This window comes from Mesorhizobium cantuariense (assembly GCF_042647205.1).
GTDB classification, from domain to species: Bacteria; Pseudomonadota; Alphaproteobacteria; order Rhizobiales; family Rhizobiaceae; genus Mesorhizobium; species Mesorhizobium cantuariense.
Window position 1 is genome coordinate 4,658,540 of record NZ_JBHRVD010000001.1, and the last position, 13,803, is coordinate 4,672,342.

Genomic DNA, 13,803 nt, shown 5'->3' on the forward strand with positions numbered 1-13,803 from the left:
CTCGTGTGAGGCCGGCGCTCTTGCGCCTTCAAAGCTGGACAGGTTTTGCATGACCATATATAAGCATAACTCAAAAATAGATGCAAGCCATTCTTTCATAGACGAGAGCCGCTTTCATCGCTCACATGGGCGCCATGGCAAAAACGGAACTGTCGATCAAGGTCGGGGCGGCGATCCGCAAGGCGCGCAAGCAGCGCGGCCTGGTCATGCGCCACATCGCCGAGCACAACGACACCGATGTCGCCGCCGTCGGCAATTGGGAAACCGGCCGCAACCTGCCCAAGACCGAGAACCTGCTGAAGACCGCAGCCTTCCTGCGTGTCGACCCGGTGGCGCTGGGCCAAGGGCAGGTCGTCTTCCTCGACGATGCCGGCCCGGTCGCCGACGCCGAGATCGTCACCGATGCCGCCCCCCTGCCCGCCGGGTCGATGGATATCGAGATGCTCGGCGCGGCGGTCGGCGGCGACGATGGCGATTTCACCTTCAACGGCGAGATCGCCGGCTATGTCCAGCGTCCGCCCGGCATCGCGCATCTGCGCAAGGTGTTTGCGCTGCACGTGCTGTCGGATTCCATGGTGCCGCGCTACGAGCCCGGCGAAATGCTCTATTGCGGCGGCCGCGACGCCGTGCCCGGCGACCATGTGGTAATCGAGACCTTCCCGGAAGAAAACGAGCGCAACGGCAAGGCCTTCATCAAGAAGCTGGTCAAGCGCACCGCCGCCGAGCTGGTTGTCGAGCAATACAATCCGCCGAAGACCCTGACCTTCAACCGCTACGCGATAAAGCACGTCTGGCGGGTGATTCCGCTGAAGGAATTGCTGGGGTATTGAGGGTTCTTGCCGTCCGGCGTACCAACCCGCACTTGGTTTTTAGCCGTTGGATCTCTCAGGAGTCACGGCATGGATCCTAGGGTCTGCGCCGCGTCGCTTCGCTCCTTGCTCCGCCCTAGGATGACGAAATCACGGAGGCTGAGGGCCAACCGCAAAGACCCGAGACCAGCAGATGGAAAGCGCGACTTGGCAGATTAGCCGAAGCCGACTTCCCTTCGTCATCCTAGGGCGAAGCAGCCGCGAAGCGGCGTCGCGGAGACCCTAGGATCCAGGCCGCGACCAGGGTGAAAGGCACCACCAAACAGAACTAAATCCGGCCAGTTCGGTCCGCCCGTACTTCCTTGGCACACTCCCCCTTCAAGCCCGCCGCGATCCCTCCAGCGGCACCTCCCGGTCACTCAGCATCTGCGCTTCGCTGCGCACGCGCTGGCGTTCGTCGATGAACGCCGCCTGGATCGACACCGCAGCCCCCGGCAGCCCGTCGGCGCGGCAGGCCGAGCAGACGATGCGGCCCGACAATGCGGCCAGCGGCGTATTGCCCGTCACCCCGAACCGCTTCAGCTGATCGGGCCGCCACCAACGATTGCGGCCGCAATCGGCGCACTCGACCGAGATCGAGGCGACATGCGCGATCACTGGTTCCCTGCCCGGCAATGCCATCGCCCCTCCTGCTCCTTTGTTCCTGATTTGTTCGCATATTCCTGCGTTTTGCGCCGGGAGTCGAGTCGCAGTTTTCAAACAGTCCCAAAAGTTTTCTTCTACATCTATTTGAGTTATGCTTATATCAACTCGTAAATGTGAGTCGGGGCTCGAACCCCACCGCCACATCAGGCTTGGGAGTGACGATGGACGCCGCCGATTTCGCCCGCGCCTGCGGTTACACCGGCGACAGCCCTGCCCTCCTCGACGCTTTCGAAGCCATCCGCCGCAACGGCATCGCCCACGCCCGCCTGGATCATATCAGGCGCAAGGCGGTGATTGACGAGCTGAAGCAGTCGCAGGCGCTGTTCGTGGCGGCGATCGGCCCGGCGCTGTCGGCCGAGGAAGCCATCGAGGACGCCGCCCGCTTCATCGCCTGCTGGCGCAACATGCCGCGCTGGCGCCAGGAGCGGCGCCTGCCCGACCTGATCAGAGCCAAACAGCAGCGCAAGGTGGCGCGCTACTTCCGCCGGTACGGCCATTTTCTGTGGGCGCTGGAGGCGGCGTGAGGCGCGACAACCCGGCACCTGCCAATTGCGGGTTCCATCAGCCAAACTTTCTTTCTAAACTGCGCGTGGGTGGCTGATCGTTCGACGTGCATAGTTTGGAATGTTCAAGACTGCCCGCTCAAGATTTCAGACCTGGATAACGGCCGGCGCGGGAACCATCGCCGCGCTGCTTGTGGCCGGCCTGATGGGGGCCTTCGGCGCCCTGCCCGCTCACGCCCCGCCGCAATTGCCGCCCGATGCCGCCATCGATGCCGGGCGTTGGCATCTCAAGCCGGTGCGCGCCTATGTCAGCCGTGCCAAGGTCCATGGCGTGCCGCTGAAACCTGGCCAGAAGGCGCTGGTGCTGGAGGCCGACATGACCAACCGCACGGCGCAATCCGACAAGGCCTATTTCAACGTCTTCACGCCGGACGGCCTCGCTCTGCCCGACGGCCTGCCGATGGTCGCGCTGGCCCGCGATCAGACGCTGACGCCGGAACTGCATCCCGGCATGACCGAACGCATGGCCTATGTCTGGCCGCTTGCCCGTGACGCCATCGTGCCGGCAAATCTCAGCTTCGGCATCACCGCCGAGGTCTTCAAGCCGCGCGACAACCTTTACGGCACGCCCGGCTGGTTCAATCCCACTCGGCTCGGCACCGTCACCTTGCCGGTTGCCGACCTGCCAGACTCGCCGGAAGGCGGCTCATGAAGGTCCGGGCCATCGGCAATCTCCTGATCCTTTGCACGACCGTGGCGCTGAGCTATGGCATGCAGGTTTCCAAGCCGCATTATGCAAAGCTGACCGCGCCGATCCCGCTCGACGGCGCCATGCACGACATGGTGCGGGCGCGCAGCTTCGATGTCCGCCTCGACAAGGTCATCTTTGCCCGCACGCTGAAGACCGACCAGTTCGGCCAGACCAGGCTTCTGACCACGAGCGGCCTGTGGGCGGTGGTGACGACCAGTCTCGCCGCCACCAGCACCTCCACCACGGTCGCCGACGGCACCTGGCAAGGCCCGACCGGCCTGCGCTACCACCAGACCGAACGGCTCAGCTATCGCCAGGACATGCCGCCGCATGCCGTCGATCCAGGTCTCGAAAGAAGCGGCCTGTTCATCTTCGAGGTGCCGCCCGACCAGATCCCCGGCGCCAGCCTGCTGGTCGCCGCGCGCCGGTTCGGCCCGCTCGACGCCCAGGCCCGAATCCGGCTCGACGCATTGCCGACCGGCGCCGATGGCCAGCCCGCGGATGTCCTGCCGCTATTCGATCTCGATGGCCCGGCGCAAGGCAAGACATGACCGCAGTTTCGACAAATGCCGCACCAGCCGCCGATGACCGACAGGCCGAGACAAAATGGCGCCGGCGCGGTCTTGTCGCACTCGCCATCCTGCTGCCGCTGACGCTGGCCGAAATCAGCTATGACAGCGTGCGCGAATGGCTGCACGGCGAAGACCTCATCGCCAGGGATGTCGATTTTGGCCAGTCGATGCCGTTCGGCGGCAGCGACTGGCGGCTGGCCGACCTGCGCGGCGGCAAGGCCGGCCGCTTGCCCGAACATGCCTTCGCCGTCATCGCCACCTTTTCCGTCACCGTTGGCGACCCCGATCTGCAAAAGCAGTGGCTGGGCTGCAAGGTGATGCTGACCGATGCCGCCGGGCGCCGCTGGCTGCCCGACTTCATCTCCGGCGTCGGCCTGCCGGACGGCGTGATGAACTGCACCTCGGCGATCTTCTCCGGCGCCAAAAAGGGCGACGTCATCACCATCGGCGAGACCTTCATCGTGCCCGAGGATGCCGTCAAGACCATCCGCCCGGCTGTTGGCTTGGGCAGCGAACGGCCCTGGTTCCTGCGTTTTCAGAGGCCGCCGAAATGACAGCGTCCTTCGCCCCGTTTACGGGGAGAAGAGAGCTCACTTCCCCGCCCGCTTCGCCATCGAAAACGCCGTCTCAAGCACGGCGGCGAGAAAGCATATGCGCAGCGGCTCGATCAGGATGCCGGTGGAGGAATCCTGGAACGGGCTGCCGAACAGCAGCGTCACGCCGTGCGAAAAAATCTGCCAGACGTCGAGCTCGTGCGGGCCGATCAGCCGCGTCGCCCCCAGCCATAGCCAGGCAGCGCCCCAGTCCAGCAGGCGGTAGCCGACGACCAGCGTGCACAACAGCACCAGGCTGGAACTGACCGTCAGCCGCACACCGTTGGCGATCGGCAGATAGCGCGAGCGGTAGCCGGCGATGAAATGCTCGACGAAATCGCGCAGGAATTTCGGCAGGCCGGCATAGCGCTGGCCGGCGCGCTCCAGCCGGCCATGCACGCGCATCAGCGCGGCGTCGTCGCGCACGTCATAGCCATAGATCAGCGCCGCCATCACCAGCCAGATCAGCGGCAGGAGCATGAAGAAGAACAGGTTTATCGCCATCGTCGAAGGCGCGATCGAGGTAATCTCGACCGGCACCATGGGTGCGGCCGAGGCCATCGGCACCGGGTTCGCCAGCCCGTCGGCAGACGCTTGCAGGGCCGACCAGAAATTGCGGCTCATCAGCCATTGCAGCGCGCTGTCCTTCCAGCAGCTGATCACATAGAGGCCGACGAAGATCCAGTTGGTCTCGCAGATCACCACCACGATCTGCCAGAATGAGGTGGCTTTCGTTTTCGTCTGCATGAATTTGGCCAGCCGGCGGATCAGCCAGGACACCGCCACCGAGACCAGCAGCCAGCGTGAATCGAGCACGTCGAGCACATTGGCGCTCTGGCCGAAATCGGCCTGGTCGAGTGTGGCGCGCGAATATTGGCGCACGATGTCGCCCAGAAATCCCCAGGCGGCATAATAGGCGAAGAAGGGCAGCAGCGCGATGGTGATCATCCGCACCAGCCGCGAGCCGCGCCGGTCCGCTGCTGCGCCCGGCTCCGTTTGCGCCTCAGTGGTTGCGGCCTTGTCGGCGGCGCGTTGCGCGGCCAGCACATGCGGCAGGCCGGGGCGCAGCACATGGAACATCGCTACCGTCACCACCAGCTGCGCCAACGCCACCAGCGTCAGCATCGCCAAGCCGGCAAAATGATTGGCGAGCGCCACCTTCGCTGCCAGTTGCATGAGGAGATCGCCGACCAGCACGCCGGCCAGCACCAGTGCAACAAGCTGCGGCCAGAACCGCCGCAGCAGCGAAAAACTCAAGGTGATCGGTCTGATGATGTCGGCAAACATGAGGTTCTCTCACGATGCCACCCGCCCCGGCCTTTCTAGCAAAGCATGATTGTTTTGCAAGGAAGGGGTGAGCTTCACCCGGCAAGCGAAGGTGCGAGGCACCCCCCTCTGTCCTGCCGGACATCTCCCCCGCAAGGGGGGAGATTGGATGTCATGACTGCTTTCGCCAATTTTCAAAGTTGAAGAAGAAGCAACGAAGACGAAGCTGCCAATCTCCCCCCTTGCGGGGGAGATGTCCGGCAGGACAGAGGGGGGTGCCTGGGCGCCAACAGCCCCCTTTGCACCTCACCTTCGCACCCGCGACTTCAACCACCGGTCAAACGCCACCGCCAGGATCAGGATCAGCCCGATGACGATGCTTTGCGTGTAGGACGACACGTTGTTGAACTGCAGCCCGTTCTGCAGCACGCCGATCAGGGCCGCCCCGACCACTGTGCCGCCGACCGAGCCGATGCCGCCGAACAGCGAGGTGCCGCCGATGACGACGGCCGAAATGACCGTCAGCTCGTAGCCGATGCCGGCCACCGCTTCCGATGAATTCAGCCGCGCCGACAGCACGAAGGCGGCAAGCCCGGCGAAGAAGCCGACGATGACATAGACCGAGACCAGGATGCGGTCGACGCGCAGCCCCGACAGCCTTGCCGCCTCGGCATTGCCGCCGACGGCATAGACGGCGCGGCCGTAGCGCGTGTAGCGCAGCACGATGTGGCACAGAATGGCGGCCGCCGCGAAGATGAGCGCCGGCACGGGCACGGGGCCGATCAGCCCGGTGCCGAACCAGCGCATCGAGGCGTCGAAGCCCGAGATCGGGCCGCCATTGGAGATGGTCAGCGTCAGCCCGCGAAACACCGTCAGCCCACCCAGCGTGACGACGAAGGGCGGCACTTTCAGCCGGGTGATGACAAGCCCCTGCACGCCGCCTGCGGCCGCTCCCACCACAACGGCGGCCAAAAGGGCAGCGAACCAGCCAAACCCTTGCGTACCGCTCGTCGACAGCGACAGCGTGTTGGCGGAGCCGCCCTTGGCGACCACGGCGGCGACCATGCCACAGAAGGCAAGCAGCGAGCCAACCGACAGGTCGATGCCGGCGGTGAGAATGACGAAGGTCATGCCGAGCGCGATCAACCCGGTGATCGAGATCTGCCGCGTGATGTTGAACAGGTTGATCGGGTCCATGAAGCTCGGCTTCAGCACCGTGAAGACGACGATCAGCGCCACCAGGAACAGCAGCGGCCCAAAACTCATCAGCAGCCGCGCGAAATTGATGCCGCCGCGCTGGTCCCGCTCCCCCGCCACGCTCATTGTGTCTCCTTGCGGTCGAGTGCCATCAGTTCCATCAGTCTTTCCTCGTTTGCCTCGACGCCCGGCATCTGGCCGGTGATGCGTCCCCGGCGCATGGTGACGATGCGGTCCGACACCGCCAGCACTTCGGGCAGTTCGGACGAGATCATCATCACCGCAATGCCGCGCGCCGCAAGCTGCACCAGGATCTGGTGCACCTCGGTCTTGGCGCCGACATCGACGCCGCGCGTCGGTTCGTCGACGATCAGCACCTTGGGATCGCGCGCCAGCCACCGCGCCAGGATCACCTTTTGCTGGTTGCCGCCCGACAAGCCCTCAATCGCCTGCTCGGCCGACGCCATGCGGATCGACAGCATCTTGCGAAAACCGGCCAGTGCATCGCGTTCGCGCCGTTCGATCATGAAGCCGAAGCCGTTGCTGAAATGCCCAAGCGAGGCGACGGAGAAATTCGGCAGGATGCCGAGTGCGGCAAAGATCGCCTGATGCTTGCGGTCCTCCGGCACAAGGCCGATGCCGAGCGCAATCGCATCCGCCGGTGACGCCGGGGCGATTTGCTTGCCGTCGAGCGTGATGATGCCTGCCGCGATGCGGTCGGCGCCGAAAATGGCGCGCGCCAGTTCCGTGCGGCCCGAGCCGACCAGACCGGCAACGCCGAGGATTTCACCCGCCTTGAGGTCGATGTCGACGCCGTCGAGCACGATAGCGTGCGGCGCCTCGGGGTCGCGCACGGTGCGCAATCCGCGCACCGACAGCACGACATCGCCGGCGACCGCGCGCAGTACCGGCCGCGCATAGAGTTCGGACGCCGCACGGCCGACCATCTTTTCGATGATCTTCGGCAGCGCAATCGGTCCGCCCTCGCGGTTGAGATGTCCGGCCAGCCTGCCGTCGCGCAGCACCGTCATGCGGTCGCAGATGGCGGAGGCCTCTTCCAGCCGGTGGGTGACGAACATGATGGCGACCTTGTCCTTGCGCAGCCGGTCCATGATCGACAGCAGCCGCTGCACCTCGGTCTCGGTCAACGCCGAGGTCGGCTCGTCCATGATGATCAGCCGGCTTTTCAGCGACAGCGCGCGGGCAATCTCTACCAGCTGCTGTTCGGCCACCGACAGCGCCGACACCGGCGTCCTTGGGTCGATCGATAGGCCGACGCGGGCGATGATCGCGCGGGAGTCCTGCTCCATCCGCCTCCAGCTGACCAGCCCGAGCGGGCCGATCGGCGCGCGGCCGATAAAAATGTTCTCCGCCACGGTCAGCGTCGGGATCAGGCTCAGCTCCTGGTAGATGGTAACGATGCCGAGCCGCTTGGCGTCCTGCGGGCTGGATGGGTGATAGTCGGCGCCGTCGAAAACGATATGTCCGCCGGAGGGCGGCATGACGCCCGACAGGATTTTCAGCAGCGTCGATTTGCCGGCGCCGTTCTCGCCCAGCAGGCCGAGGATTTCACCGGGGCGGATGTCGAGCGAGACGTCGCTGAGCGCGGTCACGCCCGAGAAATGCTTGGTGATGCCCTCGACGGCAAGCAGGATGGGTTCAGGCGATGCGGCTTCAGCTGGCGACAATGGTTGCTCCTTCCATGCAGTTCATATCGCTCGTCAGCGCTTGAACACCCCCCTCTGTCCTGCCGGACATCTCCCCCTCAAGGGGGGAGATTGGCAGTGTCACCGGCGGCACCTTTTCCTTCAACGTTTGTGACCTGGCGAAAACAGGGTGAACAGCCGATCTCCCCCCTTGAGGGGAGATGTCCGGCAGGACAGAGGGGGGTGCTGTCCCGCCGGCCTCGCCCGACTACTTCGTCTCGCCAATCCGCTCCGCCTTGTCCAGATTGTCCTTGCCGATGACGATTGGCGTCAGCAGCACCAGCTTCTCCTTCGGCTCTGTCTTGTCCTTAGCGAACGCCACCGCGATGCGCACTGCCGTGCGCGACTGCTCGCCGGGGAACTGCTCGACCGTGCCGGCAAGCTTGCCGTCGCGCACCGCGACCAGTGCTTCCGGCAGCGCGTCGAAGCCGTAGATCTTGACGTCGGTGAAGTTGCGCGCCGCGCAGGCCTCCATGGCGCCGAGCGCCATGTCGTCATTGGCACAGACGATGGCGTCCGGCTTGCCGTTGGCGGCAAGGCCGGCCTCGGTCACCGACAGCGCCTCGGCGCGGGCGAAGTTGGCGGTCTGCTCGAAGACGATCTGGTACTTGTCCTTCAGGGGATCGAGCACATTGTGGACGCCCTTGTTGCGGTCGATCGCCGGACCGGCACCGGGCTGGCCCTGCAGATGGAAGATCTTGGCGCCGTTGGGGAATGCCGCCACCATGGCATTGGCCTCCGCCTCGCCGCCCTTGACGTTGTCGGCGCCGACATGGGCTAGAATGCCCTCGACGCCGTCGACGCGGCGGTCGATCGTCACCACGGGAACGCCGGCCTTGACCGCTTCCTCGATTGCCGGCGCCAGCGCGTTGACGTCGAGCGGCGAGATGACGATGGCGTTGACCTTCTGCACCAGGGCCGCCTCGATGTCGGCGGTCTGCTTGGTGGCCGAGTTCTGGCCGTCGCTCTCGGTCAAATTGACGCCTTGCGCGGCGGCTTCGGCCTTGATCTCGTTCAGCATGTGCACGAAGAACGGAAAGCCGAGATTGGGCACCGAGCCCAGGATGGTGAGCTTGTCCTGCGCAAACACCGAGGGTGCGGCAAGCATCATGGCGCCAAAGGCCGCGGACGACAGCAGGAATTCGCGTCTGTTCATGGGATCCTCCTCCACAGGAACGCACGACCCCGAAAACCGGGATCGGTTTCAGGAAGGATCATGCGTCGGTTCAAAATGTTGGAGCATCCTCCCTGCGCCCGAAAACGCATGCCGCTCCAGCTGGCCGCCGCTGTAAAAAGAGCCTCCCACCGACGCCTGCACGGGGATGCTAACCCAGGGTCAACCATTTGTGCAACATCGATATAACAGAGGTGCCGGGCAATTTATCGGAATTGTCGGATTTTTGGTTTGCGGCGTGGGCAACATCTCCCTGAGGCGCCTGGCTTCCATTCCCTCTGCCCGGCACTACCTTGGACTGACTCGCGAAGCTTTTGTGATCTGGTGAACCCGTATGAAGCCGCAAATCATCTGCCACATGCTCGCATCACTCGACGGCAGCCTCCATCCAAGCCGCTACACGACAAGTCCGGACGGAACCCGGGCCGAGTGGTCGAGCCTCTACGAGCACATCCACAACGACCTCGCCGGCGACGCCTGGATGGTTGGCCGCGTCACCATGGCCGAGATGAGCAAGGCCGGCGCGCATCCGCCAGCGCATGTCGGCAAGGTCGACCGGCCCTATCATTTCGCGCAAAGGGATGCGGGCAGTTATGCCGTGGCGCTCGATGCCTCGGGCAAGCTTCACTTTTCCAAACCGGACATCGGCGGCGATCATGTCGTGGTGCTGCTTGGGCATGACGTTGCCGACAGCCATCTGGCCGAGCTCGCCGCCGACGGCGTGTCCTATGTCGTCGCGGAAACGGCGGACATGGATCTCGCCGCGATGCTCGAGGTGCTCGGACGGGAACTCGGCATCCGCCGGCTGCTGCTCGAAGGCGGTGCCGGCATCAACGGTTCCTTCCTTGCGGCCGGACTCGTCGATGAGTTGAGCCTTCTCGTCGCACCCGCGATCGACGGACGCGTCGCGAACCAGGGTTTTGTCGAGTTCGGCGACAGCGGCCTGCCAGGCAAGACGCAGTTGTCCCTGAAGAGCTGCGAGGCTTTGGCGCATGGGCTCGTCCATCTGCGCTACGCCGTCACCCCTGAATGATGCGCTGACCGCCTCGTACAAGGGCCGGCAATCTGACTGAGATTACCGGCCCTGTCTCGTCCGCTTCAGCGCCGAGGCTTCAGTCGCTCAATCGGCGTATCGCATGGCGTCGAGATCGGCGATCAACGTCGGGCCGGTCGGATGCCAGCCCAATCGTGCCTGTGTCAGCGCGCTGGAGGCCGGCAGATCCATCGGCGCGAACATTGCCATCCAGCCGAAATGCTCCGCCGCCTTTTCCGGCGCGATGGAAACGACCGGCAATTTCAGGCCCCGGCCAAGCGCCTCGGCGATTGCACGCACCTCGACACCTTCCTCGCCGACCGCGTGATAGCGGGCACCCGGCTGCCGTTTTTCCACGGCGAGCCGGTAAAGCCGCGCCGCGTCGAGGAGATGGCCCGCGGAAAAGCGATTGCGGCCTTCGCCGACATAGGCCGAGACGCCTTTTTCACGCGCGATCTCGATAAGCGGCGAGATGAGGCCCTGCTTGACCGGGTTGTGGACCTGCGGCAGGCGCACCACCGAGACATTGATGCCGGCCTCCAGCAAGGCATTGCCGGCCAGTTCGGAGGCAATGCGCGGATTGGGATGGCTGGTGTTGAAGACGTCCTCGCTGGCCAACTGGCCATGTCCGGGGCTGCCCATGCCGACCCCGGACGTAATCACCAGCGGCCGGTCGGAGCCGGCCAGGGCGGCGCCGAGTGCGGCGATGACGCGCTTGTCCTTTTCGCAATTCTCGACAAACCGCGAAAAATCGTGATCGAACGCCGTGTGGATCACGGCTTCCGCCTTCGCCGCGCCGTCGCGCAGGCTTTTCGGATCCTCGAGAGTTCCCCGATGCACTTCGGCGCCCGCGGCCGCCAGCGCCTCGGCGCCCGCGTCGGAGCGGGTGACGCCGACCACCTGGTGGCCCGCCTTGATGAGTTCGGGAACGAGCGCCGAACCGATGAAACCGGTCGCGCCGGTCAGAAAGATACGCATGCAAAATCTCCTGCACAGTTGCCCGCGCAGTATCTCCAGTCTATTATTCCATTAAAGTAGTGATCTTATCATGGTATAATGGCTAACAGGATGCCCATCAATTCCGCCGGCTCGCTTGGAGCCTTCCTGAAAGACCGGCGCACCCGGCTCGATCCCTCGTCGTTCGGGCTGTCCGGGCGCAGGCGCACGCCGGGGCTGCGCCGCGAAGAGGTCGCCCAACGCGCCAACATAAGCCCGACCTGGTACACCTGGCTGGAACAGGGCCGCGGCGGCGCGCCCTCGGCCGATGTCCTGAACCGCATCGCCAAGGGGCTGCTGCTGACCGAGGCGGAACGCGAACATCTCTTCATGCTGGGACTGGGGCGCCCGCCCGAGGTCCGCTACAGGGGCGTCGAGGGCGTCAGTCCCCGGCTACAGCGCCTTATCGACACGCTCGAAGCCAGCCCGGCTCTGATCAAGACCGCGACCTGGGACGTCGTTGCCTGGAACCGCGCCGCGCAGGTTGTGATGACCGACTACAGCGCCCTGCCCGCCGGGCAGCGCAACATCCTGCGCTTCATGTTCCTCAGTCCCAATATCCGCGCCAAGCAGCACGATTGGCAAAGCCTGGCCCGGTTCGTGGTCGGCTCTTTCCGGGCCGATGCGGCGCGCGCCGGCGCGGTGTCCGAGGTCGCCCAGCTTGTCGACGAACTTTGCAGCGTCAGCCCCGAGTTTGCCGCCCTGTGGCGGGAGAACGACGTGCTCAGCCACGGCGACGGGACAAAGCGCCTGAAGCACCCGGAACTCGGCGATATCGAGCTGGAATATTCGGGGTTCGCGGTCGACGGCCGGCCGGATTTGAGCCTGACCGTCTACAACCCGGTCGACAGCGCGGTCGCCGACCGCATCCGCGCTTTGGCCCTCGCCCGACACCCCAAAGAGTAAGGGCAGGACGACCCATCCGCTGCGATGACGCCCGCCCTCAAGCGCGCTCGCAGACCGCCTTCAGAATCTGCAAGGTCGGCCCCCAGTAGAGATTGGCATGCGGACGGATCGCTGGTTCGGCGAAATCGCTGAGCGTCAGCGTCAGCAGCGTTGCCCCATCCGCCGGCGCCAGATCGAAGCTGACCACCGTGTGGTTTTCGGGCACATCCAACAGGCGCGAGGCGGACAGCGTGCTCCAGTAACCGTAGGCGAATGCTCTCTCCGGCTCGAAGGCCCGAACGGTGCCGTGGTTCTCGAACGGCATTCCGTGCAACAGTCCGCGCATCACGATCGCCCCGCCGACATGCCCCTGCAGGCTGACGGTCAAGTCTTCATCCGACATCCAGTGCTGGATCATCGCGGGCGTCGTCAGCACCTGCCAGACCTTGGTCGGCTCGGCACCGATGACGACGGTCTTGATGATCGGCGCGGGAGACTCACTGATGCTGCGCATTCATGCGGCTAACGCCGATCTGGCGCAAACCCAAGGCGGTCGCACACACATTGCCCTATGACGGCGCCATCGTTGCCGGCGATCGGCTCGCAAGATGCTCGACCCTGCCCGCTGGGCCTCCACCTGCGGCAACATCGTCGTCATGGCTGAGCAGGCCGGCTGACGACCTTCGTCATCGCGATGACCGGTCGTGTCACGGTCCCAATGAAGCCGGGCCTGATGGCTGCGGCAGGCGGCCCTCGAACAACGCACGCTGGTCGTGGATGCGCGCCACCATGTGTTCGCGAAACACACTGACGCGCTTGGTTCGCCGCAGGTCTGGATGGTAGAGCAGCCAGAGTCCGAGATCGTGGATCGGGTCCGGTTGGCGAAAGCGCGCCAACTCCTCGGCGCTGTCGCCCATGAAGCATGGCAGATAGGCCAGGCCGAGGCCTTGTTTCAGGGCGGCGAGCGTCAGCAACGTGTCATCGACGAAGAAGCTATGCCGGTGATCCGGGCATGCCGTATGGGTCCAGGATTGATGGAAGGCGCAACATTCCACGCCGATCCAGAGCGGCCTGGCGCCACTGGCGCGCAGGCCCTCCAGGTAGCGCCTTTCTCCGTAAACGGCCGACGCCACATTGGTGAGCCGCGTGCCGACCAATGTGTCCAGCGGCGTATTGGTCAGCCGGATGGCGATGTCGGCATGACGTTCGGCCAGGCTGACATATTTGTTGGAGACCTGCACATGCAGCCGGATATCCGGATAAGCCTCGCTGAAGCCGGCGAAGATCGGCATCAGCACCGATGAAGCCATGTTGTTGATCGCCGATACCCTTAGTTCCCCGGCGACACGGTCTTCCTGACCGCCGAGCGCGCCCTCGACCTCGAGCACTTCCAGCTCCATCTTGCCGGCTGCCATCCTCAGCTCGTCGCCGGCCGGAGTCAGCTCATATCCGGATTTCTTGCGCTCGATCAGCCGCGTGCCAAGCTGTGTCTCCAGCAGCCGGATGCGGCGCGACACGGTGGAGTGCTGGATGTTCAGGCGTTTTGCGGCGCCGCTGATCGAGCCGTCGCGCGCGACGGCCAGGAATATCCGCAAGTCGTCCCAATGCATCCT

15 protein-coding genes are annotated in these 13,803 nt (G+C 64.7%); 7 read left to right on the top strand and 8 right to left on the bottom strand.

Going from position 1 to position 13,803, the window contains the following annotated elements; genetic code table 11:
• Window positions 1-125: 125 nt before the first annotated feature.
• The gene (locus tag ACFOJ9_RS22605; RefSeq protein WP_378981457.1) at window positions 126-830 is read left to right on the top strand and encodes an XRE family transcriptional regulator; all 705 of its coding nucleotides are present in this window, start codon (window positions 126-128) and stop codon (window positions 828-830) included.
• A gap of 357 nt (window positions 831-1,187) precedes the next feature.
• On the opposite strand, the gene ACFOJ9_RS22610 is transcribed toward ACFOJ9_RS22605, so the two are convergent.
• Complete coding sequence (locus tag ACFOJ9_RS22610; protein WP_378981459.1) at window positions 1,188-1,490, bottom strand: hypothetical protein; 303 nt, start codon at window positions 1,488-1,490, stop codon at window positions 1,188-1,190.
• Window positions 1,491-1,675: 185 nt separating this feature from the next.
• Here ACFOJ9_RS22610 and ACFOJ9_RS22615 point away from each other — a divergent pair, with 185 nt between their 5' ends.
• The 4 genes from ACFOJ9_RS22615 (at window position 1,676) to ACFOJ9_RS22630 (ending at window position 3,894) form a co-directional block, all read left to right on the top strand.
• Window positions 1,676-2,038 carry a hypothetical protein gene (locus ACFOJ9_RS22615; RefSeq protein WP_378981461.1) on the top strand — a complete coding sequence of 121 codons (363 nt, stop codon included), beginning with the start codon at window positions 1,676-1,678 and terminating at the stop codon, window positions 2,036-2,038.
• Between the two features lie 100 nt (window positions 2,039-2,138).
• Window positions 2,139-2,729 carry a hypothetical protein gene (locus ACFOJ9_RS22620; RefSeq protein WP_378981463.1) on the top strand — a complete coding sequence of 197 codons (591 nt, stop codon included), beginning with the start codon at window positions 2,139-2,141 and terminating at the stop codon, window positions 2,727-2,729.
• The gene (locus ACFOJ9_RS22625; RefSeq protein WP_378981465.1) at window positions 2,726-3,319 is read left to right on the top strand and encodes a hypothetical protein; all 594 of its coding nucleotides are present in this window, start codon (window positions 2,726-2,728) and stop codon (window positions 3,317-3,319) included. Before ACFOJ9_RS22620 ends, ACFOJ9_RS22625 begins: the two co-directional genes overlap by 4 nt.
• The gene (locus ACFOJ9_RS22630; RefSeq protein ID WP_378981467.1) at window positions 3,316-3,894 is read left to right on the top strand and encodes a hypothetical protein; all 579 of its coding nucleotides are present in this window, start codon (window positions 3,316-3,318) and stop codon (window positions 3,892-3,894) included. The genes ACFOJ9_RS22625 and ACFOJ9_RS22630 overlap by 4 nt, the downstream gene beginning before the upstream one ends.
• A gap of 36 nt (window positions 3,895-3,930) precedes the next feature.
• Here ACFOJ9_RS22630 and ACFOJ9_RS22635 read toward each other — a convergent pair whose 3' ends face one another.
• From ACFOJ9_RS22635 to ACFOJ9_RS22650, 4 genes are all read right to left on the bottom strand, one after another.
• Window positions 3,931-5,220 carry a hypothetical protein gene (locus ACFOJ9_RS22635; RefSeq protein WP_378981469.1) on the bottom strand — a complete coding sequence of 430 codons (1,290 nt, stop codon included), beginning with the start codon at window positions 5,218-5,220 and terminating at the stop codon, window positions 3,931-3,933.
• Window positions 5,221-5,505: 285 nt separating this feature from the next.
• Window positions 5,506-6,522, bottom strand: coding sequence for an ABC transporter permease (locus ACFOJ9_RS22640; RefSeq protein WP_378981471.1), 1,017 nt, complete (start codon window positions 6,520-6,522; stop codon window positions 5,506-5,508).
• A complete protein-coding gene (locus tag ACFOJ9_RS22645) occupies window positions 6,519-8,084 on the bottom strand; it encodes a sugar ABC transporter ATP-binding protein (protein ID WP_378981473.1) in 1,566 nt (521 codons plus the stop codon). Before ACFOJ9_RS22645 ends, ACFOJ9_RS22640 begins: the two co-directional genes overlap by 4 nt.
• 226 nt (window positions 8,085-8,310) lie before the next feature.
• The gene (locus tag ACFOJ9_RS22650; RefSeq protein WP_109660434.1) at window positions 8,311-9,258 is read right to left on the bottom strand and encodes a substrate-binding domain-containing protein; all 948 of its coding nucleotides are present in this window, start codon (window positions 9,256-9,258) and stop codon (window positions 8,311-8,313) included.
• Between the two features lie 352 nt (window positions 9,259-9,610).
• On the opposite strand from ACFOJ9_RS22650, the gene ACFOJ9_RS22655 reads away from it, so the two are divergent.
• Entirely contained in the window at window positions 9,611-10,309 is a 699-nt protein-coding gene (locus ACFOJ9_RS22655; RefSeq protein ID WP_378981475.1) for a RibD family protein, read from the top strand.
• A gap of 87 nt (window positions 10,310-10,396) precedes the next feature.
• Here the strand turns inward: ACFOJ9_RS22655 and ACFOJ9_RS22660 are convergent, their stop codons facing one another.
• A complete protein-coding gene (locus ACFOJ9_RS22660; RefSeq protein WP_378981477.1) occupies window positions 10,397-11,287 on the bottom strand; it encodes an SDR family oxidoreductase in 891 nt (296 codons plus the stop codon).
• A gap of 90 nt (window positions 11,288-11,377) precedes the next feature.
• Between ACFOJ9_RS22660 and ACFOJ9_RS22665 the strand changes: the two genes are divergently transcribed.
• On the top strand, window positions 11,378-12,211 hold the full coding sequence (locus ACFOJ9_RS22665) for a helix-turn-helix transcriptional regulator (RefSeq protein ID WP_378981479.1): 834 nt from the start codon (window positions 11,378-11,380) through the stop codon (window positions 12,209-12,211).
• Window positions 12,212-12,248: 37 nt separating this feature from the next.
• Here ACFOJ9_RS22665 and ACFOJ9_RS22670 read toward each other — a convergent pair whose 3' ends face one another.
• Both ACFOJ9_RS22670 and ACFOJ9_RS22675 read right to left on the bottom strand, forming a co-directional pair.
• Complete coding sequence (locus tag ACFOJ9_RS22670) at window positions 12,249-12,704, bottom strand: SRPBCC family protein (RefSeq protein ID WP_378981481.1); 456 nt, start codon at window positions 12,702-12,704, stop codon at window positions 12,249-12,251.
• A gap of 193 nt (window positions 12,705-12,897) precedes the next feature.
• Window positions 12,898-13,800, bottom strand: a complete 903-nt coding sequence (locus ACFOJ9_RS22675) for a LysR family transcriptional regulator (protein WP_378981483.1) — start codon at window positions 13,798-13,800, stop codon at window positions 12,898-12,900.
• Window positions 13,801-13,803 lie beyond the last annotated feature (3 nt).